The organism is Acidimicrobiales bacterium, from assembly GCA_041394265.1.
In the GTDB taxonomy this organism is placed as follows: Bacteria; Actinomycetota; Acidimicrobiia; order Acidimicrobiales; family SZUA-35; genus JBBQUN01.
The window spans coordinates 972742-998405 of the sequence record JAWKIO010000005.1 but is presented as its reverse complement, the minus strand read 5'-3'; the positions used below and the strand labels follow the sequence as shown (position 1 = coordinate 998405).

29 protein-coding genes are annotated in these 25664 nt (G+C 67.1%); 12 read left to right on the top strand and 17 right to left on the bottom strand.

Translation table 11 applies throughout. The annotated features are described in order from the left end of the window. Positions 1 to 34 precede the first annotated feature (34 nt). Positions 35 to 688 (top strand): nucleoside/nucleotide kinase family protein, encoded by a 654-nt coding sequence (locus R2733_04815; GenBank protein MEZ5375813.1) that lies wholly within the window; start codon positions 35 to 37, stop codon positions 686 to 688. Between the two features lie 341 nt (positions 689 to 1029). Next, complete coding sequence (locus R2733_04810; GenBank protein ID MEZ5375812.1) at positions 1030 to 1962, top strand: LysR family transcriptional regulator; 933 nt, start codon at positions 1030 to 1032, stop codon at positions 1960 to 1962. Positions 1963 to 1966: 4 nt separating this feature from the next. Here the strand turns inward: R2733_04810 and R2733_04805 are convergent, their stop codons facing one another. Further along, positions 1967 to 3154 (bottom strand): amidohydrolase family protein, encoded by a 1188-nt coding sequence (locus R2733_04805; GenBank protein MEZ5375811.1) that lies wholly within the window; start codon positions 3152 to 3154, stop codon positions 1967 to 1969. Beyond that, a complete protein-coding gene (locus R2733_04800) occupies positions 3078 to 3701 on the bottom strand; it encodes an amidohydrolase family protein (GenBank protein MEZ5375810.1) in 624 nt (207 codons plus the stop codon). Before R2733_04800 ends, R2733_04805 begins: the two co-directional genes overlap by 77 nt. Positions 3702 to 3821: 120 nt before the next feature. On the opposite strand from R2733_04800, the gene R2733_04795 reads away from it, so the two are divergent. Together R2733_04795 and R2733_04790 are read left to right on the top strand one after the other, a co-directional pair. Further along, entirely contained in the window at positions 3822 to 5039 is a 1218-nt protein-coding gene (locus tag R2733_04795; GenBank protein ID MEZ5375809.1) for a DUF3179 domain-containing protein, read from the top strand. Further along, a complete protein-coding gene (locus R2733_04790) occupies positions 5036 to 5512 on the top strand; it encodes a pyridoxamine 5'-phosphate oxidase family protein (GenBank protein ID MEZ5375808.1) in 477 nt (158 codons plus the stop codon). The genes R2733_04795 and R2733_04790 overlap by 4 nt, the downstream gene beginning before the upstream one ends. A gap of 57 nt (positions 5513 to 5569) precedes the next feature. Here the strand turns inward: R2733_04790 and R2733_04785 are convergent, their stop codons facing one another. Continuing rightward, positions 5570 to 6847 (bottom strand): FxLYD domain-containing protein, encoded by a 1278-nt coding sequence (locus R2733_04785; GenBank protein ID MEZ5375807.1) that lies wholly within the window; start codon positions 6845 to 6847, stop codon positions 5570 to 5572. Positions 6848 to 6954: 107 nt separating this feature from the next. On the opposite strand from R2733_04785, the gene R2733_04780 reads away from it, so the two are divergent. Beyond that, positions 6955 to 8220 carry a CaiB/BaiF CoA-transferase family protein gene (locus R2733_04780; protein ID MEZ5375806.1) on the top strand — a complete coding sequence of 422 codons (1266 nt, stop codon included), beginning with the start codon at positions 6955 to 6957 and terminating at the stop codon, positions 8218 to 8220. 1 nt (position 8221) lies between these two features. On the opposite strand, the gene R2733_04775 is transcribed toward R2733_04780, so the two are convergent. The 12 genes from R2733_04775 to mbhE all read right to left on the bottom strand — a co-directional run bounded on the left by R2733_04775 (position 8222) and on the right by mbhE (position 17255). Then, a complete protein-coding gene (locus tag R2733_04775; protein ID MEZ5375805.1) occupies positions 8222 to 8608 on the bottom strand; it encodes a hypothetical protein in 387 nt (128 codons plus the stop codon). Positions 8609 to 8672: 64 nt separating this feature from the next. After that, positions 8673 to 9203 carry a tRNA (cytidine(34)-2'-O)-methyltransferase gene (locus tag R2733_04770; protein ID MEZ5375804.1) on the bottom strand — a complete coding sequence of 177 codons (531 nt, stop codon included), beginning with the start codon at positions 9201 to 9203 and terminating at the stop codon, positions 8673 to 8675. Between the two features lie 10 nt (positions 9204 to 9213). Next, positions 9214 to 10218 (bottom strand): lamin tail domain-containing protein, encoded by a 1005-nt coding sequence (locus R2733_04765; GenBank protein ID MEZ5375803.1) that lies wholly within the window; start codon positions 10216 to 10218, stop codon positions 9214 to 9216. Continuing rightward, a complete protein-coding gene (locus R2733_04760; protein ID MEZ5375802.1) occupies positions 10211 to 11071 on the bottom strand; it encodes a M15 family metallopeptidase in 861 nt (286 codons plus the stop codon). Before R2733_04760 ends, R2733_04765 begins: the two co-directional genes overlap by 8 nt. Before the next feature lie 6 nt (positions 11072 to 11077). Next, positions 11078 to 11377, bottom strand: a complete 300-nt coding sequence (locus R2733_04755; protein MEZ5375801.1) for a helix-turn-helix domain-containing protein — start codon at positions 11375 to 11377, stop codon at positions 11078 to 11080. 55 nt (positions 11378 to 11432) lie between these two features. Further along, positions 11433 to 11810 (bottom strand): monovalent cation/H(+) antiporter subunit G, encoded by a 378-nt coding sequence (locus R2733_04750; protein ID MEZ5375800.1) that lies wholly within the window; start codon positions 11808 to 11810, stop codon positions 11433 to 11435. Then, positions 11807 to 12094 carry a monovalent cation/H+ antiporter complex subunit F gene (locus R2733_04745; protein ID MEZ5375799.1) on the bottom strand — a complete coding sequence of 96 codons (288 nt, stop codon included), beginning with the start codon at positions 12092 to 12094 and terminating at the stop codon, positions 11807 to 11809. The genes R2733_04750 and R2733_04745 overlap by 4 nt, the downstream gene beginning before the upstream one ends. Further along, entirely contained in the window at positions 12091 to 12645 is a 555-nt protein-coding gene (locus R2733_04740; GenBank protein ID MEZ5375798.1) for a Na+/H+ antiporter subunit E, read from the bottom strand. Before R2733_04740 ends, R2733_04745 begins: the two co-directional genes overlap by 4 nt. Further along, a complete protein-coding gene (locus R2733_04735) occupies positions 12642 to 14132 on the bottom strand; it encodes a proton-conducting transporter membrane subunit (protein ID MEZ5375797.1) in 1491 nt (496 codons plus the stop codon). Before R2733_04735 ends, R2733_04740 begins: the two co-directional genes overlap by 4 nt. Further along, on the bottom strand, positions 14129 to 14560 hold the full coding sequence (locus R2733_04730) for an NADH-quinone oxidoreductase subunit K (GenBank protein MEZ5375796.1): 432 nt from the start codon (positions 14558 to 14560) through the stop codon (positions 14129 to 14131). Before R2733_04730 ends, R2733_04735 begins: the two co-directional genes overlap by 4 nt. Next, positions 14557 to 14979: an MnhB domain-containing protein gene (locus R2733_04725; protein MEZ5375795.1), complete on the bottom strand. Its 423-nt coding sequence runs from the start codon at positions 14977 to 14979 to the stop codon at positions 14557 to 14559. Before R2733_04725 ends, R2733_04730 begins: the two co-directional genes overlap by 4 nt. Continuing rightward, positions 14976 to 17255, bottom strand: a complete 2280-nt coding sequence (mbhE, locus tag R2733_04720) for a hydrogen gas-evolving membrane-bound hydrogenase subunit E (protein ID MEZ5375794.1) — start codon at positions 17253 to 17255, stop codon at positions 14976 to 14978. Before mbhE ends, R2733_04725 begins: the two co-directional genes overlap by 4 nt. Positions 17256 to 17445: 190 nt before the next feature. Here mbhE and R2733_04715 point away from each other — a divergent pair, with 190 nt between their 5' ends. Next, entirely contained in the window at positions 17446 to 18681 is a 1236-nt protein-coding gene (locus R2733_04715; GenBank protein MEZ5375793.1) for an ROK family protein, read from the top strand. A 31-nt stretch (positions 18682 to 18712) separates the two neighbouring features. On the opposite strand, the gene R2733_04710 is transcribed toward R2733_04715, so the two are convergent. Continuing rightward, a complete protein-coding gene (locus R2733_04710; protein MEZ5375792.1) occupies positions 18713 to 19294 on the bottom strand; it encodes a fasciclin domain-containing protein in 582 nt (193 codons plus the stop codon). A gap of 87 nt (positions 19295 to 19381) precedes the next feature. Here R2733_04710 and R2733_04705 point away from each other — a divergent pair, with 87 nt between their 5' ends. From R2733_04705 to R2733_04695, 3 genes are read left to right on the top strand one after another with little or no spacing between them, the layout of a single operon-like run. Next, complete coding sequence (locus tag R2733_04705; protein ID MEZ5375791.1) at positions 19382 to 20872, top strand: amidase family protein; 1491 nt, start codon at positions 19382 to 19384, stop codon at positions 20870 to 20872. A 2-nt stretch (positions 20873 to 20874) separates the two neighbouring features. After that, on the top strand, positions 20875 to 21747 hold the full coding sequence (locus tag R2733_04700) for an SDR family oxidoreductase (GenBank protein ID MEZ5375790.1): 873 nt from the start codon (positions 20875 to 20877) through the stop codon (positions 21745 to 21747). A 19-nt stretch (positions 21748 to 21766) separates the two neighbouring features. Further along, a complete protein-coding gene (locus tag R2733_04695; protein MEZ5375789.1) occupies positions 21767 to 22774 on the top strand; it encodes a methyltransferase in 1008 nt (335 codons plus the stop codon). A 148-nt stretch (positions 22775 to 22922) separates the two neighbouring features. On the opposite strand, the gene R2733_04690 is transcribed toward R2733_04695, so the two are convergent. Next, entirely contained in the window at positions 22923 to 23567 is a 645-nt protein-coding gene (locus tag R2733_04690; GenBank protein MEZ5375788.1) for a nitroreductase family protein, read from the bottom strand. A gap of 88 nt (positions 23568 to 23655) precedes the next feature. Between R2733_04690 and R2733_04685 the strand changes: the two genes are divergently transcribed. From R2733_04685 to R2733_04675, 3 genes are read left to right on the top strand one after another with little or no spacing between them, the layout of a single operon-like run. Next, the gene (locus R2733_04685; protein ID MEZ5375787.1) at positions 23656 to 24132 is read left to right on the top strand and encodes a glycine/sarcosine/betaine reductase selenoprotein B family protein; all 477 of its coding nucleotides are present in this window, start codon (positions 23656 to 23658) and stop codon (positions 24130 to 24132) included. Positions 24133 to 24150: 18 nt separating this feature from the next. Beyond that, positions 24151 to 24834 carry a hypothetical protein gene (locus R2733_04680; GenBank protein MEZ5375786.1) on the top strand — a complete coding sequence of 228 codons (684 nt, stop codon included), beginning with the start codon at positions 24151 to 24153 and terminating at the stop codon, positions 24832 to 24834. Positions 24835 to 24879: 45 nt separating this feature from the next. Then, the gene (locus R2733_04675) at positions 24880 to 25656 is read left to right on the top strand and encodes a VOC family protein (GenBank protein ID MEZ5375785.1); all 777 of its coding nucleotides are present in this window, start codon (positions 24880 to 24882) and stop codon (positions 25654 to 25656) included. Positions 25657 to 25664: the final 8 nt, after the last annotated feature.

Sequence of the window (25664 nt, the reverse complement as noted above, 5' to 3'; positions counted from 1 at the left end):
TCGACGAGACCCGACGACCGACGGAGCGTGGGTGATGGCAGAACCGAATGGATCGACCGGCGAGCAGCGTCGACTTCACTCCGTGGAACAGCTGGCCGAGCTGGTGATCGCTGCGTCAGCAGGTCGTAGCCGCTTCGTCGTCGGGCTCGTCGGTCCGCCCGGCGTCGGCAAGTCGACGGTGTCCGGTGCGCTCACATCACTGCTCGATCCCGCTCCTCCGATCGTCGGGATGGACGGCTTCCATCTCGCCAACCAGGTGCTGGTCGACCGGGGGCTGATCGACCGCAAGGGCGCTCCCGACACCTTCGATGCCGATGGGTTCGTGGCCATCCTCGAGCGGCTCCGCTCGGCCGACACCACCGTGTGGTGTCCCCGGTTCGACCGCTCCATCGAGGACTCGATCGCGGCTGCCGTCGCCGTCACGCCCGCCGATCGGATCGTCATCGTCGAGGGCAACTACCTTCTGCTCACCGACGCGCCCTGGGACCGAGTCGCCGACCTGCTCGATCTCGCCGTCTACCTCGACCTCGCTCACGCGGCGCGGGTCGGCCGCTTGATCGCTCGCCACATCGAGTTCGGCAAGTCCGAGACCGACGCCAGGCGCTTCGTGGAAGTCTCCGACGAGGTGAACGCTGCGATGGTCGCTGCCTCCCGCTCCCGGGCGGGAGCGACGCTGACGCTCTCCTGAATCGTCCCGGTGACCTGAGCGTCCCAGTCGCGGGTCACGTGGGCCAACGCTCGGAGTCGGGCAACCGTGGGAGCGAGAGGGTCGCCGAGCACCATTGCGGCGACCCAGTTCGGGTGGCGTGCCAGGGCGCTGGCGGCGAGGTGGTCGATGGTGGCGGCGTGGGCCGCGAGGCCGTCCACGGCGACGGCGTCGCCGAGCATCTGCAGGTGGCTGACCGGGGAAGACGTGGTGATTGGTGGCATACGTCGACGGTACGCCCGAGCATTCATTACGAAAAGCGATGATTGTGAATGGAGGTGATCAGTTGTGCTGATGTATCAGCGACACTACGGTTGCAGCGCATGTGGAACGACATCAGCGCCCGCCATCTCCTTGCGCTTCGGGCGGTGAGCGACGAGGGCACCTTCGGCAAGGCGGCCCAACGGCTGGGGTTCACCCAGTCGGCGGTGTCACAACAGATTGCGGCGCTGGAACAGATCGTTGGCCAGACGCTGTTCGATCGGCCATCCGGACCGTTCCCTCCCCGGCTGACGCCTGCTGGCGCACTCCTGTTGGAACACGCCGCCGACATCATCGATTCGTTCGAGACCGCCGAACGCGAATTGGCCCGGCTGGCGCTCGGCGTCACCGGCCACCTGCGGGTCGGAACGTTCCAGTCGATCTCGGCGCGGGTCATCCCTGCCGCACTCGGCCGGCTCCACCTCGAAGCGCCCGACGTCGAGGTCACGTTGGTCGAGGGCGATCCGGAAACCGACGCTCGGATCGAGGCGATCCGACGAGGCGACCTCGACCTGGCGTTCGTGATCGGCGACGTCGACATCCCCGGCGGTTCACGTTGGTTGGGCGACGACCCCCATGTTGCGGTGGTGCCGGCCTCGACGCCCGACGGTCCGCTCGAACTGGCCGAGATGGGAACGCAGCCGATGATCGGCCAGCCGCCCGAAGACACCTGCGGGTTGCTGGTGGATCGGGAACTCGAGCGGCTCGGGATCACCCCGCGCTATGTGTTCCGCTCGCACGACAATGGCGCGGTGCAGGGCATGGTCGGGGCGGGTGTCGGGATCGCCATCGTGCCGTTGCTCGCCGTCGACGTTGCCGATCCGACCATCTCGGTACGGCCGACGGTCCCGCCCGTCACGCCGCGACGGGTGTCGATCATCTGGGACCCACAGCGGACGTTGCCGGCGACGGCCGAGCGATTCCTCGATCTCGTCACCGAGATCTGCGAGACCCGCCTCGACACCGGCGGGCGCCTGCTGGCGTCGGCGGAGTAGCTGCTCAGCTCCGGACGAGTCGACCGGGGAGCTCGCCGGTGAACGAATCGTTGACTCGGGTCACGACCCCGCCGACGACGGTGGCAACGTAGCCCTTGGCATCCTGCAGGAGGCGGGTGCCGCCGGCCGGGAGGTCGGCGACCAGGTGCGGCTGACCCAGCTCCAGATGTTCGAAGTCGATGACGTTCACGTCGGCCCGCTTGCCGACGGCGAGCACACCCCGATCGGTGAGCCCGAAGAGTGCGGCGGTGTCGCTGGTCATCTTCTTGATGACGAAGGGCAGCTCGAGCTTCGGTCCGCGGTGACGATCACGGGCCCAGTGCGTGAGCATCCAGGTCGGGGTGGAGGCATCACAGATGAAGTTGGCGTGGGCTCCGCCGTCGGCGAGGCCGAGCACCGAGCTCGGGTGCGACAGCATCTCGTAGAGGGCGTCGCCACTGCCGTGGCTGTAGCCGAGGAACGTCATGAGCAGGAAGTTGCGACCCTCGTTGTCGAGCAGGCGGTCGTAGAGCTCTTCGAGCGGGTCGACGCCACGGGCCGCGGCGCGTCCGCCGATCGAGTCTTCTTCGGTCGGCTCGTAGTTGATCGGCGTGCCGAGAACGTAGGTGCGGTTGAAGGTCTGGTTGAGCAGGGCACGAAGGGGGTCGGCGGCGGCCGCCGCCTCGTCGGCCGCTCGGCATTCCGCAAGCAGGGTCGCCTTCAGCTCGGGGTCGGCCATGGCGGCGGCCCGCTCGGCGAGCGGGAGGTCGAGCAGGGGAGCGAAGCTGGGGAGGTCGACGAATCGGTGACGGACCGACAAACCGAGCAGCACACCGAAGGGGCGGCCGGCAACCTGAGGGATGACCTGGTGGCCGTCGGCCTGCGCCTGCGCCGACAGGTCCATGAACGTTTGCCACTCGTCGGGTTCGACCAGGTTCTGCAGCATGAGCCAGGTGACCGGTCGCTCGATCTCCTGGGCGAGACGGATCATCCAGTCCATTTCGCGCTTGGGAGCGACGAGGTCTTCGCCAGCCAGACCGGCGGGCGCCACTTCGAACAGGCCCCGACCGGCCCGCTTCATCGCTCGGCCGATGGCGAACAGCTCCTCTTCGGCGGCGAACGTGCCCGGCACCGGTTCACCGCTCATCGCTCGGTGGCCGATGGTGCGGCTGGTCGAGAAGCCCATGGCGCCGGCCTCGATGGCCTCCTGCACCAGCCGTGGCCATGGCCGCGATGTCGTCGGAGCTGGCGGGTTCGTTGTCGGCACCACGCTGCCCCATGACATAGACCCGCAGTGGCCCGTGTGCGATCAGGGCAGCGACATCGGCGGCATAGCTGCGACGCTCGAGCGCATCGAGGTAATCGGGGAAGCTCTCCCAGTCCCAGCTCAGCCCCTCGCTCAGGGCGGCACCGGGGATGTCCTCGACGCCCTCCATCAGCTCGATCAGTTGGTCGTGGTCGGTCGGTTTGGCGGGGGCGAAGCCCACGCCGCAGTTGCCCATCACGACCGTGGTGACCCCGTGCGGGGTCGACGGCTCGAGGTAGGGGTCCCACGTGGCCTGGCCGTCGTAGTGGGTGTGGATGTCGACGAAGCCGGGTGTCACCAGCAGGCCCGAGGCGTCGATCTCGCGCTTGCCCGGTCCGAGATCGGGGCCGATGGCCACGATCATGTCGCCGTCGATGGCGATGTCGACCCCGTCGACCGGATCGGTGCCGGTGCCGTCGATGACCCTGCCGTTGCGGATGACCAAGTCGTGCATGTGTGTCCCCCTGCCGAGTGCGCGCCGTCGGCGCTCTCGAGACCATAGTCACGATCTTCGCAACAGGAACAATGCGGCGCCGTGCCGGAATGGTGCCGCCGACCGGCTGGTTTCGCCCCCATGCGCCCCGTCTCTCTGTTGGCAATATCGGTCTTGGTGCTCGCCTCCGCGTGCTCGCCGCAGACCGACCGGTCGAGCCCCCCGTCGTCGACCATCGAACCGGCGCTGACCGCAAACGAGATCGACTCGCAGATCGCACTCGACCCCGAGCGGGCCGTTGAATCGTCGGCGCTGCCGCCGCGGCATCTCGACACGAGCGCGTTCCCCGAGTCACTCGTCGATCGGACGTTGATCGTCTCGGGCGGCCCGCCGCCAGACGGGATTCCGTCGATCGACGCTCCGACCTTCGCCCCCGTCGGTTCGATCGACTGGCTGGACGACGACGAGGCGGTGCTCGTGCTCGATGTCGAAGGCGACGTCCACATCTACCCGACGCAGATCATGGTGTGGCACGAGATCGTCAACGACGAGATCGCCGGCCGGCCGGTGGCGGTCACCTTCTGTCCGCTCTGCAACTCCGGTCTCGCCTTCGAGCGATCGGTGCCGCATCCCAACGGAACGCACATGGTCCTCGACTTCGGTACATCGGGGTCGCTCTACCAGTCGGCGATGGTCATGTACGACCGTCAGACCGAGAGTCTGTGGACGCACTTTGACGGGCGGGCGGTCATCGGTGATCTGGTCGGCGTGGAACTCGACCGTCTCCCGCTCGGAATCACCTCGTGGCACGACGCCCGTGCGGCCCACCCCTCCGGCGAGGTCCTGCAGCGCCCCGCCACCGATCGCGACTACGGTCGCAATCCGTACGAGGGGTACGACCAGCTGGATGGCCCGATCGGTGGGTTCTTCGACGGTGACATCGACTCGAGGCTGCCGGCGATGACCCGAGTGGTCGGCCTCGACATCGGCGGCGAGACGTTGGCGATCACCCTCGACCACCTGGCCGCCGAGCGGCTGGTCGCGTTCGAGATCGGGGGTCAACGAGTCGTGCTCTGGCACCAGCCCGGCCTCACCTCGTCGCTCGAGGCGGACACCGTGGCGGGTGGTCGCGACATCGGGGCGGTCGCTGCGTTCGTCACCGACGACGTCTTCCTCCTCGGCCCCGACGGGCTGAGCGATGAAGCCACCAACAGCACGTGGAACCTCTTCGGCCGAGCGATCGCCGGTTCACGATCCGGCGAGCAGCTGACGGTGGCCGAGAAAATCGACACGTTCTGGTTCGCCTGGTCGACCTATCATCCGGCCACCGCAGTCGTCGATCGAGAGGGACCACCATGACCGAGCTCGCCACCATCGCTCCCGCGTTCAGGGACATGGCCCATCGCATCGTGTGGTGCACGGCCGCAACGGTCGACGCCTCCGGGCGGCCCCGGACCCGCGTCCTGCATCCCATTTGGGAGTGGACCGACGGCGAACTGACGGGGTGGATCGCTACGTCACCCAACTCGGTGAAGGCCAAGCATCTTGCCCATCAATCGGCGCTGTCGCTCACCTACTGGGACACCTCACACGACACCTGCACGGCCGATTGTGACTCGAGCTGGGAGACGGGCGACGCCGTGCAGGCGGGCTGGGATCGATTCGCCAACGGGCCGGCGCCGGTGGGCTATGACCCCAGCATCATCCCGCAATGGACGAGCGCCGAGGTCGCCGACTTCGGTGTGTTGCGCCTGACGCCGACCCGACTCCGGGTCATGCCGGGGACACTGATGACCGCCGGGAGCGGCGAGCTCCTGAGCTGGCGACGCTGACATCGTCGCCCGTCGGCGCTGCGACTGCTGGTTCGAGGGGCCGCTGACTCGAGGGGTTTACCGGTTCGAGTCGAAGCGCGCAACGGCAACCACGTCGCAGCGAAGCGTCTCATCGAAGGCGACCGTCGTGTACACCTCACCGGGGGTCGGCGACCCGACGGCCGCGTTTTCGACGAACGAGGTGCCGTAACCGCGTCGCACGTTCTCGGCGTCGATGAGGGCGACTTCGATGGTGTAGTCGGCAGGGGTCGCCCCACTGTTGGTCACCGTCAGATCGGCCTCGATGTAGCCGTAGCCGTTCGGTTCGCGGATCGTGCACGCCGTGAGGTCGGCGAACCTCTCGGTGGCGCTCGCCTCGTATCGGTCGGCGCCGATGACCTCGCAACCGACCCCCGCGTCGCTGAACACGTAGCTCTGCTCGATCGTGCGCTCGCCGGCGCGGAGGCTGCTCACGTAGACGTTGTCGTCACCCACCCGGACCCCGTCGGCGTCCAGGTAGGCGACCGTGAGCAGATAACTCGCCGTGCGGTCGGTCGTGTTGCGCATGTCGATCTGCAAGGTCGAGGCGTCCAGGCGCGTACAGCTCTCGATGTCGCTGAGGTCAGCTTGCGTCGATGAGGCCGGCTGGACGACACCGAGTGCAGGGTCGGCGGCCCCCGTCTCCTCGGCAGCATCGAGGAGCGACGATGTCGTGGTCGTCGCTGCTGCCTCGCCGGCGATGACCGAGCTCGAGCCGTCATCGCTCGCGGTCAGCGTGTACACCCCAGCGATCAACCCGAGCACGGCAACGGCGCCGACGACGGCCGTCAGCACTCGCCGATTGGGTGGCGTCGGGATTTCGTCGTCGGCCGCACGATCGTTGGCATCCGAGGTACGGCCCTCGGCCCCGGTGGCAGGGTTCTCGACGCCGGTGGGCATTGATGTTTCATCGCGACCAGTAGGCGAGGCGTCGGTATCCGGGAGCTGCCACGTCGGCGTCGACGATTCGATGGATTCCGGATCTGCGATGGCCGGAGCGGGCTCGGCGTGACTCCCGAACCATCCGGGCTCGACGGATGACTCCGGCGTGGACTCGAAGGTGCCATGACTCGTTGCGGGTTCCGGTTCATCGGCGGTGGTACTTGCGAACGGCTCGGGCTCGACGTCGGAGGCGAACGTCTGCTCCGGCTGGAATGGCTCGGGGTCCGATGCGGAGGGCTCGGGCTCAACTACGTAGTCGGGGTGGAGTTCGGGCGCGTACCAACGATCGTCGCTGGCGATCCAATAGCCGGTCGGCGGAGGCCAGGCGTGCACGGTGCCGTAGCCGTCGGTCCATGAATTTGGTGTGTCGGTCACGTGGTCACCCTTGGTCTGCGTCGTCGCTCTCAGCCCTCATCGGCAGGAAGAGGGATGATTTGACCCTCTGACTGGCATCGTCAGCGTCCATGGCGTAGCCAATGTCCATGACCGACCGCACCGTGCCGTCCGACCCTGCCCGCCGAGTCGATCCGCGTGAACCGGTGTTGGCGGGGGTCACGGTGGTCGATCTTTCGCAATATCTCGCCGGACCCACCTGCACCCGCATGTTGGTCGAGCTGGGTGCCGACGTGATCAAGATCGAGGTCCCGCCCTACGGCGACCCCGGTCGGTCGTTCGCTCCCCGCAAGAACCAGCGGGCCGGCTTCCATGTCCAACAGAACCGTGGCAAACGGTCGGTGTGTGTCGATCTCGGAACGGTCGAGGGGGTCGAGGTCGTTCGGCGTCTGATCGCCAAGGCCGACATCGTGGTCGAGAACTTCAGCCCCGGAGTGATGGCCCGAAAGGGGCTGTCATACGACGAGCTGAGCGCCGATCACCCTGGCCTCATCATGGTGTCGATTTCGGGCTTCGGCCAGACAGGGCCGCTGGCGTCGAAGCCTGCGTTCGACTTCATCGCCCAGGCCTATTCAGGCATCATGCACATGACCGGCGAGACCGATGGCCCGCCGCTGTTCGTCGGGATCGGGCTCGCCGATTCGAACGCCGGCGTGCATGCGTTCGCCGCCATCGGCCACGCCTTGTTCCGCCGGGAACGGACCGGTCGAGGCACCCACCTCGACATTTCGATGGTCGACTCGTTGGTCCACATGCACGAGACGGCGGTCTACGCTCCGTCGATCACCGACGGTGCGTACGAACCGATTCGCCAGGGTCGGTTCTACCAACCGGCCCAGCCCGGCGGCGTCTACCGCGGGCCGCAGGGGTGGATCGTGATCTTCTGCACCCAGGGGCAATTGGGCAATCTGTGGACCGCAATGGGTCACCCCGAGTTCGCCACCGATCCGCGTTTCGACAACAACGAGGCGAGGCTCGCCAATCGCGACGCGCTGACCGACGAGATCGAAACGTGGCTGGCAAGCTTCGAGTCGGATGCCGCTGCGCTGGCCGTGCTCGATGAACACCGTGTGCCGGCCAGTCGGGTCAACTCACCGGCCGATCTTGCGGCGAGCGACCACCTTCGCTTCCGAGGGTCGATGCGGACGGTGCACGATCCTCGGCTCGGGTCGGTCGACACGCCGGGGTTTCCGCTCGTGTTCGCCGGCGACGATGCCCCCCGAGTCATGGCCGACGACGTGGTGGCTCCGAACCTGGGCCAGCACAACCGAGAGGTCTTGGCGATGGCGGGCTACAACGACGACGAGATCGAAGCGCTCGAGGCCGCGGGAACGCTCGGTTCCAAGGACCGCTGATTCAGCGTTGAATCCAGCCGGTCGAGTACCGCTTGGACTCGTCGGCCGAATCGAACACGATGCGAAAGACCGACTGGTCATCGTGTCGGCCGACGAACATGCCGACCGATCGCTCCAGGGGTGTCACCTGCTCCGGTGAGACGAGGTGAGCGCGTGTGAAGTCGATGAGATCGTCGCAGCTGACGGCCATGACGTCGGGGCCATCGACGCGTACCGCTACCCGGCCGGGATGGAAGTCGTAGACGTAGTCGATGACGCCGACCGGTCCGTTGCTCGCACGTCGCGTCGGTACCTCGTGGACGTGCAGTTCGCCCACGATGGTCTCGGGCACCGGGGCGTGCTGCGACTCGGCCGAGCCGGGGTCGTTGCTGAACTGGGAAAGAGACATCGGTCACCTGGGGCTGCCACGGGAGAGCGTACCTTGCATCTCGCCGATCCCTGACGCGCCCGGTTCAGCCATCGAAGGGCGTCGAGCCCGGCGATTCCGAGGTGAGTCCCCTGACCTGGCCGGATGACGGCGCGGGGACGACAGATCCAAGAAAGTTTCGCTGCCGCCACGCCTCATAGACGACGATCGCTACGGCATTGGCGAGGTTCAGGCTGCGGTTGCCTGCCACCATCGGAATCGTGAGGATCCGCTCGGGCGAGAGGGCCTCCAGCACGGTCGCGGGCAGGCCCGTTCGTTCGGCGCCGAACACCAGCACGTCGTCGGTCTGGTACTCGATGTCGCTGTACCGGGTGATACCCGATGAGGAGAAGGCGAACCAGCGTCCGGGCAGGTGGTGGCGGGCCGCGTCGAGGTTCGCGTGCACCGACACGTCCACCAGCTCGTGGTAGTCGAGCCCGGCGCGTCGCAGCGATCGTTCATCGAGCGAGAACCCCAGCGGTTCCACCAGATGGAGGTGGAGTCCGGCGTTGGCGCACAGGCGGATGATGTTGCCCGTGTTCGGGGCGATTTCGGGATGGACGAGCACGACGTGCATGGTGGCGCCCTCAGTAGGTCGACGACGTGGCGATGTTGCCTGATGGATCGATCAGATACGCCGTGTCGCCATCGTTGTTCCAAATGGCCGATGTCGTGCTGCACCAGTGGAGCTCGGTTTCGGTGTCGTCACCGCATCCGGAGTAGACGACGACGTCCGCGCCGGATCCGAGCTCGATAGGTGGGAAGAGGAAGCGATGGGTCGAGGAGTCATCGCGCAGCTGCCACCCGTCCAACGCAACGGGCGACGGGCCAACGTTGACGATCCGCACCCACTCACCGTTGAGCTCGATCGAGTCGTCACCCGGGGCGTCGAACTCGATGTGGTCGATCCTCAGGTCGGTCGGTTCCCCGGCGAGGTCGGTCGAGCGCGGCCCGCAGGCGTCGGGGTCCCAGCGACCGAGGACCGCTGCTGCTGCCGACGCCTCGGCTTCCTCGAGCCGCTCGGCTTCGGCGACATCGGGGGGATAGCGGCGGGCAACGGCGAAGCCGCTGGCGACTTGTGTTTCGTTGACGAAGACGTCGCCGACCCAGGCATAGCGCAGCAGTCGGCCGAACCGATCACGATCGGTGGTGTCGACGACGAGTTCGACGTCACGACCGGCAAGGAGTTCGGCGAGCGCATCGGTGGCGGCGTCATAGAGACAGTCGCTGCGTTCCGGCGTGTCGATGCCGATCAACCGGACGCGTTCGATGTCGCCACCGATATTGACGTCGAAGGTGTCGCCGTCGATGACCGCCACCACGGTGGCCGTTGTCGAATCGCCGACCGTCGGCATTGTCGAATCGCCGACCGTCGGCATTGTCGGACCACCGACGGGCGGTGCTGTCGGAGCGTCGACGGTCGGCGTCGCCCCGTCGGCCGTCGTTGGGGTGGCGGCCGGTCCCTGGCGGCTCGTGATCGTCGTCTCGTCCGCCGCCGAATCCGGCGTGCAGCCAACGAACACGGCCAGCCCGAGGGTGATCACGGCGACGATGCCCGTTGCGGCTCGACGCCGGAGGCGGCGCTCAGCCATCGCGTCGGTCGAAGTGCTGATAATCCTGTCCGCCGGCCCAGCTTCCGCCCCATGCCCAGCCGATGGTGGCGAAGCCACTCGTGACGGCATCACCGGGTTGGATCATGCCTGGCACCTGCTGGGATCGATCGGCATAGGCCGATCCTTCGGGCGGGTCGATGCCGTTGGGCGTCACGTAGGGGTTGACGAGCGGGTTGAGGTCGATCGCCCGGCCGAATGCATGCCACGACCAGGTGGACGTGCCGGCGACGAAGCGGCAGTTGAAGGCGGAGGTGTTGTTCGCCTGCATCGAGCGGAGGTCGTCGGCGCCGAAGTCGTCGACCAGGCGCAGCGATTCGATCGGGAATGCGACAGCGAAGAGTTCGGCGAAGACGGCGACGATGTCCTCGGCAACTTCGGCATCAACGACCAGTTCGCCGACGGCCTGCCCCCCATCGGGCGTGTGGTGGGTGACCTGGACGTAGCGAAGTTGGTCGAGCGGGAACGGGCACCCCTCGGTCCAGCTCGATCCGACCATGCGATCGAGTACGACGGCATCGAGTTCATCGATCGATGACGTGAAGGCGTGCGGTGTCAGCTCGAGCGGTGACAGCGATCGAGGGGGGAGGGTGACGGAGGTGCGGGCGCTCGAAGGGACGGTCGTCGGTGACTCGCTCGTTGGTGGCGTCGACGGGGTTGGGAGGTCTGCGTCATCGGTCGCTGGGGTCACCGACGCGGCGGTGTCGGCTGCGGCGGCACTGTTGGCGGCGGCACTGTTGGCAGCGGCACGGTCGTCGGAGCATCCCGACGAGGCGGCGACACACATGATGGCGCCGGCGAGAATGGCCGAACGAGCGCAGCGTCGGCGCACCACTCGGATTCAGTCTTCCAGCGTGGCGAGGAGCTCGTCGATGGTGTGGTTCTCCTCGAGTGGGTGCCGCAGCGCAACGCCGGAGACGATCTCGTAGCGGTTGCGACGTCCGACGCGCTGGCGTCGGATGTACCCGCCTTCTTCGAGATCATCGAGGATGCGCTGGACGGCGCCCTGCGTGATCCCGACCACCTGTGAGATGTCGCGCTGGCGTAGGTCGCCGTTGCGGCTGATGGCGATCAACACGTGCGCATGGTTGGTGAGAAAGGTCCAACCGTGCTTCGGAGTGTCGAGATCGAGCAATGCCATTGCTCGATCATATGCATTCTGCTGGGTGTGTCGGTGCTCGTCGGGTTCCGCCATCTCACTCCCCCTGCTCCGACGGCCGAGCGACGGACCGTGTGGATCGGCGGCGCCGGTCCGCCGCGAACGCTTCGGCCCCGACGAGGGCGTCGGTGACCAGGTGCGTGCCCGACGTCGTGCGGTGAGTGGCTCGGAAGAGGAGATGGACACCGACGGGCAGGGTGAGGATCATCGCAGCCACGGCGACGCCGAGCAGGATGATGCCGTCCCACGTCAGTTCGGTCATGGCGCCCAGGGCAACGAGGATAAACGCAACCGGGCTTGCCTTGCCCGCCGCGTGGAATCGGGCATAGGGCGTGCGGAACCGCAGCATGCCCAAGCCGGCGGACAAGGCCAGAAGGGCACCGGCGATCATGAGACTTGCGCCGACCGGGTTCATGGTCGCTCACCGTTCGGCTGGGGCCCGAAGCTCTCGTGCTCGATGAAGCGGCTGGCAGCGACGGTTGCGGTGAAGCCCACGATGGCGACGACCAGGATCAGAGCGAGGTTCGTTGCGTCCTGACGGAACCCGGCGTCGGCGGCGATGGCGGCCATGAGCGCGACCAGCATGACGTCGAGCGCTGCCACGCGGTCGGCGAGGGATGGTCCGCGCGCCACCCGCGTTGCGCCGGCGAGAGCGGTCATGCCGAGTGCGCTGTAGACGATCACGGTCACGACGTTCATGAGGTCGCCTCCTTCGGGGTCTGGGAGCTGGTGTCGGCGGCCGGGAGCGCAGCAGCGACGAGCGCTGCCAGCCGTTCGACTTGTCGAGTGGTTGCGCTGCGGCGGTCGTCGTGGAGCAGGTGCAGGTAGAGGACACCCGAGTCGGGATCCGCATCGACGACGGCGGTCCCCGGGGTGAGGGTGATCGCGATCACCATGACGAGGAGGTGAGCCCGTGCTTCGCTGGGGAGGGGGACCTCGATGACCGACTCCTGGGTGTGGTCGGTCGGTGTAAGGGCCTCCCACGCAACGTGCACCGTCGAGGTGGCGAGATCGGCGAGCACGGGGCCGACGAGCCGCAGCAGAGCCACCGGGCGGACCCGCTCGGCGAGCGATGCCTGTCCGAGGACTGGCCAGGCGGCAACGACGGCGACGACCGAACCGGAGGCAACATTGGCAAAGCTGAACGAACCCCAGAGTGCACACCACACGAGGATCAGCGCGGCGACACCAACGATGGCCAGTGGCGAGCGCCACGGCGCAGCGCGATGGGTGGCGGCGTCACTGCTCATGGCCAGACCGCCTCGACGTAGGGCCGGGCGTCGATCAGCTCGATGGCGGCACGCTCGCTGAGATCGAACAGGGTCCCGGCAAACAGGGCGATACCGAGCGTGCCGGCGATGGCGAGGGTGGTGGCACCATTCATGATCCACTTCGACGTACCTGAAGCAGAACGTGCACGGGCACCGGGGACGGGCTCGGACGGTGTCCCCCAGAACACGCCGAGCCAGATCTTGGACATCGACAGCAGGGTGAAGAGGCTGACGACGAGCGAGACGACGACAATCGGGACCGAGCGTACGGCGATTCCCGCATCCACGAGCGAGAGCTTGGCGACGAAGCCGGACAGGGGCGGCAGGCCGGCGAGGTTCATCGCGGGCAGGGCGAACAGTGCCGCCAGGTACGGCCGGCGCGCTGCCAACCCGCTGACACGTTTGAGCGAACTGGTTCCCTGATCGTCCTCGACCAGACCGCCGACCAGGAAGAGCACGGTCTTCACCGGCATGTGGTGGATGAGGAAGAGCATCGCGCCGGCAATGCCGGCCACCGAGAACAACCCCAAGCCCATGAGCATGTAGCCGATCTGGCTCACGACGTGGAACGACAGGATCCGCTTGACGTCGTCCTGGGCAAGGGCGCCGACGACGCCGACGACCATCGTCGCCCCGGCGAGCACCAGCACGATCGGACCCAGGTCGTCCATGCCGGTGAGTACTTGGAATCGGATCATCACGTAGACACCGATCTTGCTGAGCAGCCCGGCGAACACGGCGGTGATGGTCGTCGGGGCGGTGGGGTAGGCATCAGGAAGCCAGGAGAACAGTGGGAACATCGCCGCCTTCGTGCCGAACACGACGAGGAACCACAGCCCGATCCCGAGGCGAAGCGGATCTGGCAGGTCAGGAATGCGCTCGGCGAGCAGCGCCATGTTGACCGTGCCGGTCGAGGCATAGACGATCGCCAGGCCGAAGAGGAAGAAGGTCGACGCAAGCAGATTGATCACCACGTAGGTCATGCCGGATCGAATCTGCGACCGCTGCCCCTGATGGGTCAACAGGACATAGCTCGACACGAGGATGAGCTCGAACGCGACGAACAGTGTGAACAGATCGCCGGTGAGGATCGACAGGGCAACGCCAGCCGTCAGGACGAGGAGGACCGGACCGACCAAGGAGGGGTCGACACCGGCAATGGTCCGACGCTGGCCGATGGCGAAGAGTTCGACGACCAGGATCGTGCACATCGCAACGACGAGGACCAACACGGCGAACAGGTCGGCGACCAGCACGATGCCGAGATCGGGACGCCAACCGCCGACCCTGAGCACCTGGGTGCCGTTGCGAGCAACGTCGACGGCGATCACGGCGCTGGACCCGGCGGTGAAGAGCAGTGTGATCAGGGTGACCAGATCGCGTCCGAGGTGTCGGTTGCCGGCGACGAGCACGACACCGGCCGCCAGCAGCGGCCCGAGGACGAGGAGCGCCATCAACGTGGTCATGACCACACCTCCGGTCCCGGGTTGGCTTCGACTCGTTCGGCCTCGGCCCGAGCGGCCGCCTCACGAGCGTCCTCGGCATCGGCATCGGCCGCAACGCGGTGATCCTCGAGGTCGTCCTCGACCAGGTCGTCGCCGGTGAGTTGTTGCTGACGCCGAGCGAGGGCGAGGAGGAACAGGGTGAGGCCGAACGAGATCACGATCGCCGTGAGGGCGAGCGCTTGGGGCAACGGATCAGCCGCGGCTTCGACGGTGGTCTGATCTGCGATCGGAGCATCGCCTGCCGGTCCGCCCGCAGCCAGGAGGGCGAGCACGGTCGCGTGGCCGAAGAGCGAGAACCCGAGAACGATCCGGCTGAGTGAACGCGAGGTGATCAGGTAGGTGCCGATCGTGGCGAGACCGGCGATGGCGAAGATGAGTGATGCACTCATTCGGCCGCTCCCAACTCATCGGCACCGAGCCCGTCGAGGACGGCGACGATCAGGCCAACGACGACGAGTGTGACGCCCAGGTCGAACACGAGGGCGGAACCGGCCTTCACCGTGCCGAGCAGCGGCACGCTGGTCTTGACGACGACCTGATCGAGAAGGACCGCGCCGCCGACGATCGGCGCCAGCGCCACGAGGGCGATCGTGGCGATGCCGGCGGCGAGGAAGCGAGTCGGCGCTGCGGGAAGCGGCAGGCCGGCAACGGTCCGCAGGGCAATGACGGCGCCGAGGAGCAGGCCGGCGGCGAAACCACCGCCCGGACGGTTGTGCCCAGCGAAGAACAAGAAGGTCGCCGTCATCAGTGCTGGCGGCGTGGCGGCTCGGACCCCGAGCCGGACAATGGGGGATCGGGTGGCGATCATGGTGCGTCCTCTGCTGTTTTGCTGGGTCGAGCAAGGGCGAGCACTCCGAGCGCAACGACGGCGAGGACCACGACCTCGCCGACGGTGTCGAGCGCACGAAGGTCGGTGAGGATGACGTTGACGAGGTTGTTGCCCCCTCCCTCATTGACGGCGCCGTCGGCCAGTTCGGCCGATGACGACGCAACCGTTGGTGCGGTGGCCGTAGCGGCGAGCGCAATGGCGACACCGCCACCGACGAGACCCGACACGACCACTCGCGTCGTTCTCCACACCTGGCCGCTGCGGGGGAACTCCTGATCGAGATGGCCGAGGCCGACGACGAACCCGACGACGACGACGGTTTCGACCAAGAGCTGGGTGAGGACGAGGTCGGGGGCGCCGTGGACAACGAACAGCCCGCTCACCGCGATGCCGACACTGCCCAGGGCCAGCGCGGCGCCCAGTCGAGAGGTCACGAGCAGGGTGGTCGACGCGGTGCCCACGGCAGCCAGGGCCAGCGCACCTTGGACGGGGAGGTCCCACCACCGCAGGGACGAGGTGTCGAGACTCCAGAGGAACGGTGTGGTCGCAAGGGCCGCAACGCTCGCCATCGTGGCCACGTACAGCGGGAGTGAACCATGTTGGACGCGGCCGGTGACGCGGCGTGCTCGCGAGATGGCTTCATCGATCGAAGCGTCGACGAGTGACGCCCCGAGCGGACGTGGCACCGTGGTCGAACGCCGGGCGATCGACCAGCCAACGGCGCTGCCGACGGCGACGATCGCAACGGAGAGCGCCAGCCCCACCGTCAGCCCCGGCCAACGGTAGAGCGAGTAGACGTCGGCACCCGCGTTGATTCGGACGGCCGCGGGGGACACGAGGTCGTTGACGACCCCGAGGAAGAGGTAGCCGATGACTCCGGTGGCGCCGAGCACGACCGACGGGAGTCCCAGCGTGGGTCGCGCCTTCTGGACCGGGGTCGGCGCCGCCCCCGGGTTGGAGCCGAATGGGCCGAAGACGCCGAGGAGGAACCGCACGGTGTAGGCCACGGTGAGCACCGATCCCCCGACGACGATGCCGCCGACGAAGAGCCGTTCCGCTCCCTCGAGTTTGACGATGGCCTCGACGGCCGCCTCCTTGGCGGCGAAGCCGAGCAATGGCGGCACCCCGGCCATCGAGGCGCCGGCCGCAACGGCGGTCGCAAACGCAAGGGGCATGCTGCGAGCGAGGCCACGGAGTTCGGTGATGTTGCGAGTGCCGGTGCGGACGTCGATCTCGCCGACGACCATGAAGAGGGCGGCTTTGAAGATGGCGTGTGCGAAGAGCAGTGAGATGGCGGCAAAGGCCGCCTTCGCCGTGCCGATGGCGAGCAGTGACACCAGAAGGCCGAGCTGCGACACCGTGCCCCACGCCAAGATCAGCTTGGCGTCGTGGTGGCGCAATGCACCGATGGCACCCCAGAGCATCGACGTTCCACCGAAGAACAGACCGAGTGGGGTCCACCAACTCGACGAAGCGAGCATCGGTGCCGTGAGGGCCAACAACAATACGCCCGCCTTGACCATGGTGGCGGAGTGAAGGAACGCGCTCACCGGCGTTGGGGCGGACATGGCTCCCGGCAGCCACACGTGGAAGGGGAACTGGGCGGACTTGGTGGCGGCACCAACGACGATCAGTGCAGCGGCCGCGGCGGCAGAGGTGGTCGGGAGCTCGGCGCCGTTGGCGATGGCCGCGGCCATCTCGCTGAGCCGGTCGGTGCCGGTGGCGTCGACCAGCACGACGAGTCCGGCGAGGAGAGCGAGGCCTCCGGCAACGGTGATGGTGAGTGCTCGGCGAGCGGCCGTTCGGCTCGCCGAATCGGTGTTCTTGAATCCCACGAGGAGGAAAGAGGTGATCGACGTGGCCTCCCAGAAGATGAAGAGGGTCCACGCCGAGTCGGCCCAGACGAGTCCGAGCATCGAGGTCGTGAAGGCCATGAGCGTGGCGCCGAACCGACCGAGGTTGGCGGCGGTGTCGGAGAAGTAGCCGTGGGCATAGACGAAGACGAGGGCACCGATGCCGCCGACGAGCAGGGTCATGAGCCGCGCCACCGGGCCGAGCTGGAAGGTGAGCGAGAGATCGAGGCCGCGGACCCAGCTCGCCGAGGCGGTGGGTGCTCCTGGGTTGCCTGCAGCCCAGAGCGCTGTTGTGAGCGTGGGCACGGCACCGATCAGCAGCCCACGTCGACCGAGGCGGTTCGCAGCCAGCGCGATGGCAGGAATGGCCGCAACGTGGAGTGCGAGAAGGGCAACGATCATCGTCGATCAATGTAGACACCTATCAAAATCAACGCAATAAAATACACATAAAATAATATGTCTTTCTTGTGAACGTTGTCGGCGCCGTGTGAGGGGAGATCGACACGGTCGAGTTGACGCGGTATTGAAACGTTCTTGTCAATTGCTACGCTCGGTTGCCGGCGGCCCCCACTCTCCCTGCCTCGGAGTCATGGCCACACCACCGCGTTCGCAAATCGATGTCTCAGAACAGAACCGCTCGTTGGTGCTGACGGCGCTCGTCGAGCGGTCGATGAGCCGGGCGGACCTCACTCGGGTCACCGGGTTGTCGTCGCCGACGATCACCCGGATCATCCAGTACCTCCTCGGCTCGGGGCAGGTGGTGGCCGCCGGGACCGACACCAGCCGACCGGGCCGACCGGGTGAGGTAATGCAGTACAACCCGGCGTATGGCTCGCTCCTCGGCATCAGCTTCCAGGACGGTGTCGTGACCGGAGTCGTCGCCGACGCCAGTGGCGACGTCGTCGGGCGAGTGGAGCATCGTCCGGATGATCTCGGAAGCTCGCTCACCAAGGACCTTGCGCTCGAGTACTGTTCGGTGACGCTCGGTGAGGCAAAGGCGTTGGCGGCCGACCTTGGGCTGCCGGTTCGGGCCGTGACCATCGGGGTCCCCGGACTGGTCGACTCGGCCCGCGGAATGGCGCTCGACGCCCCGAACCTCGACTGGAACGACGTGCCGCTGGGCCCGACCTTCGAGCGTCACTTCGACCCCAACGAGGTCGTCTTCATCGTGGAGAACGATGTGTCGCTCGGTGCCTACGCCCACCACTGGCAGGGTCAAGCCGTGGCCCTCGAGAGCTTCGTGGTCTTCTCGATTGGTGAGCGCGTGGGGTCGGCCATCTTCTCCGGCGGAGCGTTGCTGCGAGGTGCCCACGGCGCCGCTGGCGAGATCGGCTTCTTGATCTCGAGCATCGACAAGCTCTACTCCCGTCGTGCCGGTGGGCGTGGCCCGCTCGAGCGATTCATCAACGCCGCAGGCATCGTCGAGCGCTGGCAGCAACATCCGGATTTCGACCCGGCGGCGCTCGCCAAGCGAGAGCTCTCGGTTGCCGGGGTGCTCGATGCCGCCGAAACCGGAGACGCTGCGGGCATGGCCGTGATCGATGACACCCTCGACTACGTGATCTCGAGCATCGTTGCGCTGAGCGCACTCATCGACCCGAGTCGCATCATCATCGACGGCACGACTGGTCGAGCGCTGGCGCCCTACATTCGCTCGTTGAACGACGGCTTGCGCCGCAATCTCCGGCTGTACCCCGACGTCGTGGTTTCGCAGATCACCGATGGTCCGACAGTGAGCGGCCCCGTCCGAGCGGGACTGCTGGCCCTGCTCGGGCCAGCAGTCGGCGCCCTGGCACCGGTCGAGGTCGACCTCTCGCTCGGCTAGGAACGGCCCGAGGCGACGAGTATCGCTGCGCTCACCCGGGGAGCAAGACGCTGTCGATCACGTGGATCACGCCGTTGCTCGCGATGATGTCGGTGGTCGTGACGGTGGCGTCGTTGATCATCACCGTGTCGCCGTCGACGCTGATCGAGACCTCGGCGCCGTTGACGGTGGCGACGGACGTGCCGTCGAGCGCCACGACATCGGCCGCCAGCACGTTCCCGGGAACGACGTGATAGGTCAGGATGTCCGCCAGGTCGTCACGGGCGAGGAGGTCTTCGGCGGTGACGCCGAGGTCGGCGAGGGCTTGCTCGAACGCGGCGTTGGTCGGAGCAAACACGGTGAAGGGGCCGTCGCCGGACAGGGTCTCGACCAAGCCGGCCTCGGTGAGGGCACTCACCAGGATCGAGAAGTCGGGGTTGCCGACGGCGACGTCCACGATCGTGCCCGACGCCTCGGCGTCGGTCGCAACGACTTCCTCTTCCGCTGCGCCCTCGTCGTTGGCCGCAGCGGGTGTCGTTTCGGTGGTTGCACCCTCGGAGTCGTCAGAGCTGCAAGCAGCCGCCGCCATCGAGAGCGCGAAGAAGAAGGCCAAGAGGCCACGAAGGTTGAACATGTTGGTACTCCAGGGGTGAAGGGTCGAAGTGGTCTTCACGTCCCCTTCGTGGGTGAGTACCCGACTGGATGCACTAGTGTCCGCGCCATGGGGGGAATCGACGAAGCGACAGAGGACGGCGTACCAGCAGCACGGGAGGGGGACACACGAGCGCTGTGGCAGCGATCAGCCACCGACCTCGCTCATCTGATCGAGACGAAACAGGTGAAGAGCCGCGAGGTCATCGATGCTCACCTCGAACGGATCGCCGCCGTCAATCCACGGCTCAACGCGATCACGGTCGAGATGGCCGAGTCAGCGCAGGCCGCCGCCGACGCTGCGGACGCCACCATCACGGCGCACCAAGACCCGGGTTTCGGTCAGGGAGCTGGACTGGGCGAGCGGATCGGGCCGCTGCACGGTGTGCCGTTCACGATCAAGGAGAACATCGATCAGGTCGGCTTCCCGACCACCCAAGCGGTGGCGGCACTGGCCGAGGCGTTCCCACCACGAGATGCCGTGACCGTGGAACGAGTGTTGGCGGCCGGCGCGATTCCGATCGGGCGCACGAACATGCCCGAACTCGGGCTTCGGGTATCCACTGACAATGCCTTTCGCGGTTTGACCCGCAACCCATGGCACCACGACCGCACCGCCGGTGGTTCGAGCGGGGGCGAGGGTTCGGCCATCGGCTCGGGCATGTCGCCGTTCGGTCTCGGCAACGACATCGGTGGCTCGATTCGCAACCCGGCGCTGTGCTGCGGGGTCATGGGTCTCAAGCCGGGCTATGGACGCATCGGGCGGGCGGCGTCACTCCCGCCGTTGGATCCCGGGATCTCCGGTGCTCTCATGTCGGTCGAGGGCCCGCTCGCCCGTCATGTCGAGGACCTTCGCCTCCTGCTCGATCTGCTCGCACCACCGACATCGCTCGATCTCCGCACCGCGCCGGTGCCCGTCGATGGCGGTGAGTATCTGCGTCGTGCCGGTCTCGTCCGCTCGCTGCCCGGCGCCGAACTCGAACCGGGACAGCTCGACGCACTCGATGCGGCGGCCGCTGGTCTCGCGGCAGCGGGGTGGGAGGTCGTCGAGGTGGAGCCACCCGAGATCGAACGCACGAAAGACCTGTGGCGCCATCTCCTCGGGTTCGACTTCGCGGTGTCGATCCCGCTGCTCGAACCGATCATGGGCAGCGATGAGATCCGGGTGCTGCAACGGTTGGTCGACAGCTGCGACTTCGACCAGCTCCCGCCCCAACTCATGTTCATCGAGCGGCACCGACTGATGCGGTTGTGGGCGGAGATGTTCAACGACACGCCGGTGGTCGTCGGGCCGGGGTGGAACCGAGTGCCGTTCGAGCACGGCGCCGACATCGTCGACGGCAACGAGATGCGGGTGCTCGACGACCACCTCGGGTTCATCGTGCCTGCCAACGTCCTGGGTCTCCCCGTCGTGGCCATGAGCAATGGCGTCCATGACGGTATGCCGACCGGCGTGCAGATCTACTCCAGCCACTGGCGTGAGGACCGCTGTCTCGACGCCGCCGAGGCGGTGGAGCAACATTGCGGCGTCCCCGGCCCGATCGATCCCACCTGGAGTTGAGCATGGCGAACCGCCGCGACGTCGACCCGTACCACAGCCACTCGTTCGAGGAACTGTGCTCACTCGACACGGTGTACCGCGACGGTCTGTTCACCGACCAGGTGGTCCTGATCACCGGTGCGGCCGGCGGGATCGGACAGGCGATGTCGGTGTTGTTCGGTCGTCTTGGCGCCACCATCGTCGCCACCGGGCGCACCGAAGCAACCCTCGATGACCTCGCCGCCAAGCTGTCGACGATCGACGTGGGCTGCCAGACCATTCCGATGACCGTGCGCGATCCCGACGCCGTGCGAGCCACCATCGACGCGGCCTGGGCCGAGCACGGTCGGCTCGACCATGTGATCAACAACGCCGGTGGTCAGTTCTCGGCGCCGGCGTTCGACATCACGCCGAAGGGATGGAACGCCGTCGTCGAAACCAATCTCTACGGCCCGTGGTACATGATGCAGGAGGCGGCGCGCCGGTGGGCCGCCGAGGCCACACCTGGCAACATCATCAACATCTCGACCATCCAGGGCCGAGGGTCGATCGGCATTCCGCACACCACGGCCGCTCGAGCGGGAGGTGTGGCGCTCACCCGCACCCTCGCGGTCGAGTGGGCCCAGTACGACATCCGCGTCAACTCGATCGGTGTCGGTGTGGTCGCCAGCGAGGGACTCACCAACTACCCGCCCGAGGCCAAGGCCAGCTTCGGTCACAACCCGATGCGCCACCTCGGCGACGTGTGGGACATCGCTCAGGCGGCGATCTATCTGGCGGCGCCGTCGGGCAACTTCGTCACCGGCACCCATCTCGATGTCACCGGTGGCGAACACGTGTGGGGTGAGTACTGGCCGCTCGGCAAACCCGACTACTACCGCACCGAACAGGACTGAACCCGAAGGAACTCTCACGATGGCCGAACCCCGCGTCGACTCCACCCGCCTCCAGCACCTCGCCCGTGCATTCACCCAGTCGGCGGTGTTCTACGCCGCCATCGACATCGACCTCTTCTCCCACATCTCGGCGGGCGCCGACTCGATCGCATCGATCGCCACGGCGACCGGCATGAGCGAACTCAACGCCGAGCGGCTGGTCACGGTGGCACTGGCCATGGGCCTGCTCGAGTACGACGACGAGCGGCGCATCGTCAATGCCGCCGACTGCGAGAAGTTCCTCGTCAAGGGCACCGATCGCTACGCCGGCGCGTGGATGAACTTCACCCGGCCCGAGGTACCCCAGTGGTTCTCGATGACCGAACGGCTCCTCGACCCGACCCCGCCTCGTGAGCTCGGCATGTACGACGATCTCACCGTCGAGCAGGCCCGCCGCTATCACGCTGCCACCTACAGCATCGGCATGGGAGCCGGCCGGCGGTTCTGCCGTCAGGTCGACCTGAGCGGTCGAACGAAGCTGCTCGACCTCGGTGGCGGATCGGGGGCCTACTCGATCAACGCCGTGCAGGCCTTTCCTGGGCTGTCGGCCGTCGTCTTCGACCTCCCGCCGGTCACGGTGGTCACCCAGGAGTACCTCGACCGGAACGGCGTGGCCGACCGGGTCACGACGCACGGCGGTGACTTCATCAACGACGAGCTCCCGCAGGGCTGCGATGTCGTGGTCATGGCATCGAACCTGCCGATCTATGACGCGAAGAACATCGCCAAGGTGGTGGCCAAGGCCTTCGATGCCTTGGAGCCGGGCGGTGAGATGCATCTCGTCGGTGAGACGCTCGACGCCGACGGCGTGGGACCCCTCGACGCGGCACTGTGGGGTCTGGCCGAACTCAACTATGGCAGCGGCGGTCGGGCTCATTCCGATGCCGAGTGCATCGGCTACTTCGAAGCCGCCGGTTTCGTCGATGTCGAGAACGTCGACTTCGTCGCCGGCACCCTCACCCGCACGTTCGGCCGCAAACCCGCCTGACCGCCGCCGTTCCCGAAACCCTGCCCGTTCTCGAGACCCTGCCGTTCTCGAGACCCTGAGCGTCAGTTCTGACGCCCGGGGTCTCCGAAACGGTGGGAAATGTCGCTCGGCGTCTCGACTTGCGACGCCGAGCGGCGACGACTGGGCCTCAGCGGATGGGGTTCTTGTAGGTGTCGAGGTAGGTGATCTCCTCGACGGGCGGACGGTTGGCCGGCTTGAAGTCGGTGCCGAGGGTGTAGGCGACCGGCAGCAACCCGGCCTGGGTCATGTGGTCGGGGATGCCCAAGAGCTCGGCGGCCTCGGCTTCGGCGCCGAGATGGAGCGTGGTGTAGCAGCTGCCCAATCCCCGGCTGCGCAGGGCCAGTTGGAAGCTCCACATGGCAGGAATGATCGATCCGAGGAGCCCCGCAGCCGAGTTGGTGGTGCCGTCGTCGAGTCGTCCGATGATGAGCGGGATCACCATGACCGGAACACGCTCGAGGTTCTCGGCCAGGAAGTTCGCCGAGTCCATGACGCGTCCGGTTTGCGACCCGGCCTCGGTGGTCTTGGCCGCCTCGGCCAGGTAGGCGCCACCCACACGGCGGTAGATGTCGGCCAGCGCCAGCTTCTTCTCGGCGTCGCGGATGACCATCCAGCGCCAGCCCTGCCGGTTGGATCCCGTCGGTGCTTGCACGGCGAGCTGCAGGCACTCGAGCAGGACGTCGTCGGGGACCTCGCGGTCGAAGTCGAGGCGCTTGCGCACGGCGCGGGTGGTCGAGAGGAGGGCGTCGGTCTGGGCGAGGTCGAATTCCATGCGGTGAGTCTGCCGGGTCTCCCGGTCGCGCACCAGGTGAGTGAACGAACGAGTTGCCTCGACTCCTTGCGTCCAGCAAGCTGAGGAGATGTCAGCCAGCAGCGAGTCCAGCGCCACCGGCGATTCGAAGATGAGGAGCCTTGGCGACGCACTGCCGGTGCCGACCTTCGACACCACGCCGTGGGTCCAGCCGAAACCACTGAGCGAGTCGACCGTCGCCATCGTCACCTCCGCGGCGTTGCACCGAACGAGTGATGACCCCTTCGCGGCTGGTGACACCAGCTATCGCTTGCTCCCGTCCGATGCACGCGACCTCGTGCTCGGTCATTGGAGTCCGAACTTCGACCGCACCGGCGTGGCCATCGACCTCAATGTCGTCTACCCGATCGATCGCCTCGACGAGCTTGCGGCGCAGGGGATCATCGGCGCCGTCGCACCCCGTCACGCCTCGTTCGCCGGCAACCAGCCCGACGACGTCTCGACCATCCGCCTCGACTCGGGGCCGCGAGCGGCGGGCGAGCTGGCCGCCGACGGTGTCGACGTGGTGGTGCTCACCCCCGTTTGACCGCTTTGCACGCGTACCGTGAGTACGCTCGCCCACGTCTTCGAAGCCGCCGGAATCGCCACCGTCGTATTGGCCTCGACCCGCTCGGTCGCCGAGCGCATCGCTCCGCCTCGGGCCTTGTACTGCGACTTCCCGCTCGGTCGGCCACTCGGTCGGCCGAGTGACAGCGAGTTCCAGCATGACGTGCTCACTCGTGCGTTCGCGCTGCTCGCCGAGCCGTCGGGACCCGTGCTCGTCGACCACCCGGTCACCATCACTGCCGACGAGATTCCGCTCACCTGCACGCTGCCGCCTCGATTCGACCCGAAGCTGCCGGCTTCGGTCGACGAGGCCAACGGGCTTCGCAAGGCGTTCGACCGGGCTCGAGCCCGGCGCGGGGTGACCTCGGTCGGACGCGTCGTCGAGCCCGACGGCATTCCCGGAGCGCTTGCGGTGTTCGACGCGATCGCCAACGGTGCGGCGTGGAAGGAGGCGGGGATCCCGGGCGGCAACACCACCGCGATCTGTCACGACATCCGCACCTACTACGAGGAGGCGGCGCTCGAACTGGTTGACGGCCCGCCGCCCGATGGACGTGCCGCCGAGGCGTGGTTCTACGAACAGACCGAGGCGGGCAAGACCATCATGGCGGCCCGAGCGGCGATCAAGGAACAGGGTGCACCGCATCCGGTGTGGTTCTACATGGCCCCTGGCCATCGTTGATTGCTCGTCGGGCGGGACGGTCGTTGGCGCGCTTACGGTGTCGCCATGACTCGAATCGACCGTCACCCCACGCACACCATCAGTTGGACCGATCTCGCCGCGTCTGACATCGAAGGTGCCACCTCCTTCTACGGCGACCTGATGGGATGGTCGGTGTTCGAGGTCGAAGGTTCGCCCTACCGAATGTTCATGAGCGGTGACCAGCCGGTTGCCGGCGCGATGCAGATCACGCCCGAGATGGCGGGAATGCCGCCGGTGTGGACGGTCTATGTCGCCGTCGATGACGCCGACGCCACCGCAGCTGCCGTCACCGGTGCCGGCGGCATGGTGGCGCAGCCGCCGTTCGTGATCAACGCCGACGGGCAGCGGATTGCCATCGTGCTCGACCCGGCCAACGCGGCACTCGGGATCTTCGAAGGGTCGGCCGACAACGGCATCAGAGTGCTGGATGAACCGGGCGCTCCGTGTTGGTTCGACTGTCGGACTCGCAACGCCGACGCTTCCGAGGCGTTCTACCGGTCGCTGTTCGGCTGGTCGTTCACGGCGATGGATGGGCCGATGGACTACCGAGTCGCCGAGCTCGGCGGTCAGCCGATTGCCGGGTTGATGGCCATGGGCGATGAGGTGCCCGCGGCCGTTCCTTCTCACTGGGGCGTGTCGTTCTCGGTGCCCGACGCCGACGCAGCAGCAGAACTGACGGCGAGCCGGGGAGGGTCCGTGACGATGCCGCCGATGGACACACCCTTTGGGCGGTCCGTCTCGCTGGTCGATCCGTGGGGAGCGGCGTTCATGGTGATCGACCGCTCGAGCGCCACTACCTGAGGGTTGAC

What these genes read in the sequence shown, in the direction of transcription:
- R2733_04815 (MEZ5375813.1), top strand. Translation starts at nt 35, where the DNA reads ATGGCAGAACCGAATGGATCGACCGGCGAGCAGCGTCGACTTCACTCC.
- R2733_04810 (MEZ5375812.1), top strand. Translation starts at nt 1,030, where the DNA reads ATGTGGAACGACATCAGCGCCCGCCATCTCCTTGCGCTTCGGGCGGTG.
- R2733_04800 (MEZ5375810.1), bottom strand. Translation starts at nt 3,701, where the DNA reads ATGCACGACTTGGTCATCCGCAACGGCAGGGTCATCGACGGCACCGGC.
- R2733_04795 (MEZ5375809.1), top strand. Translation starts at nt 3,822, where the DNA reads ATGCGCCCCGTCTCTCTGTTGGCAATATCGGTCTTGGTGCTCGCCTCC.
- R2733_04790 (MEZ5375808.1), top strand. Translation starts at nt 5,036, where the DNA reads ATGACCGAGCTCGCCACCATCGCTCCCGCGTTCAGGGACATGGCCCAT.
- R2733_04780 (MEZ5375806.1), top strand. Translation starts at nt 6,955, where the DNA reads ATGACCGACCGCACCGTGCCGTCCGACCCTGCCCGCCGAGTCGATCCG.
- R2733_04775 (MEZ5375805.1), bottom strand. Translation starts at nt 8,608, where the DNA reads ATGTCTCTTTCCCAGTTCAGCAACGACCCCGGCTCGGCCGAGTCGCAG.
- R2733_04770 (MEZ5375804.1), bottom strand. Translation starts at nt 9,203, where the DNA reads ATGCACGTCGTGCTCGTCCATCCCGAAATCGCCCCGAACACGGGCAAC.
- R2733_04765 (MEZ5375803.1), bottom strand. Translation starts at nt 10,218, where the DNA reads ATGGCTGAGCGCCGCCTCCGGCGTCGAGCCGCAACGGGCATCGTCGCC.
- R2733_04755 (MEZ5375801.1), bottom strand. Translation starts at nt 11,377, where the DNA reads ATGGCATTGCTCGATCTCGACACTCCGAAGCACGGTTGGACCTTTCTC.
- R2733_04750 (MEZ5375800.1), bottom strand. Translation starts at nt 11,810, where the DNA reads ATGAACCCGGTCGGCGCAAGTCTCATGATCGCCGGTGCCCTTCTGGCC.
- R2733_04745 (MEZ5375799.1), bottom strand. Translation starts at nt 12,094, where the DNA reads ATGAACGTCGTGACCGTGATCGTCTACAGCGCACTCGGCATGACCGCT.
- R2733_04740 (MEZ5375798.1), bottom strand. Translation starts at nt 12,645, where the DNA reads ATGAGCAGTGACGCCGCCACCCATCGCGCTGCGCCGTGGCGCTCGCCA.
- R2733_04735 (MEZ5375797.1), bottom strand. Translation starts at nt 14,132, where the DNA reads ATGACCACGTTGATGGCGCTCCTCGTCCTCGGGCCGCTGCTGGCGGCC.
- R2733_04730 (MEZ5375796.1), bottom strand. Translation starts at nt 14,560, where the DNA reads ATGAGTGCATCACTCATCTTCGCCATCGCCGGTCTCGCCACGATCGGC.
- R2733_04725 (MEZ5375795.1), bottom strand. Translation starts at nt 14,979, where the DNA reads ATGATCGCCACCCGATCCCCCATTGTCCGGCTCGGGGTCCGAGCCGCC.
- mbhE (MEZ5375794.1), bottom strand. Translation starts at nt 17,255, where the DNA reads ATGATCGTTGCCCTTCTCGCACTCCACGTTGCGGCCATTCCTGCCATC.
- R2733_04715 (MEZ5375793.1), top strand. Translation starts at nt 17,446, where the DNA reads ATGGCCACACCACCGCGTTCGCAAATCGATGTCTCAGAACAGAACCGC.
- R2733_04710 (MEZ5375792.1), bottom strand. Translation starts at nt 19,294, where the DNA reads ATGTTCAACCTTCGTGGCCTCTTGGCCTTCTTCTTCGCGCTCTCGATG.
- R2733_04705 (MEZ5375791.1), top strand. Translation starts at nt 19,382, where the DNA reads ATGGGGGGAATCGACGAAGCGACAGAGGACGGCGTACCAGCAGCACGG.
- R2733_04700 (MEZ5375790.1), top strand. Translation starts at nt 20,875, where the DNA reads ATGGCGAACCGCCGCGACGTCGACCCGTACCACAGCCACTCGTTCGAG.
- R2733_04695 (MEZ5375789.1), top strand. Translation starts at nt 21,767, where the DNA reads ATGGCCGAACCCCGCGTCGACTCCACCCGCCTCCAGCACCTCGCCCGT.
- R2733_04690 (MEZ5375788.1), bottom strand. Translation starts at nt 23,567, where the DNA reads ATGGAATTCGACCTCGCCCAGACCGACGCCCTCCTCTCGACCACCCGC.
- R2733_04685 (MEZ5375787.1), top strand. Translation starts at nt 23,656, where the DNA reads ATGTCAGCCAGCAGCGAGTCCAGCGCCACCGGCGATTCGAAGATGAGG.
- R2733_04675 (MEZ5375785.1), top strand. Translation starts at nt 24,880, where the DNA reads ATGACTCGAATCGACCGTCACCCCACGCACACCATCAGTTGGACCGAT.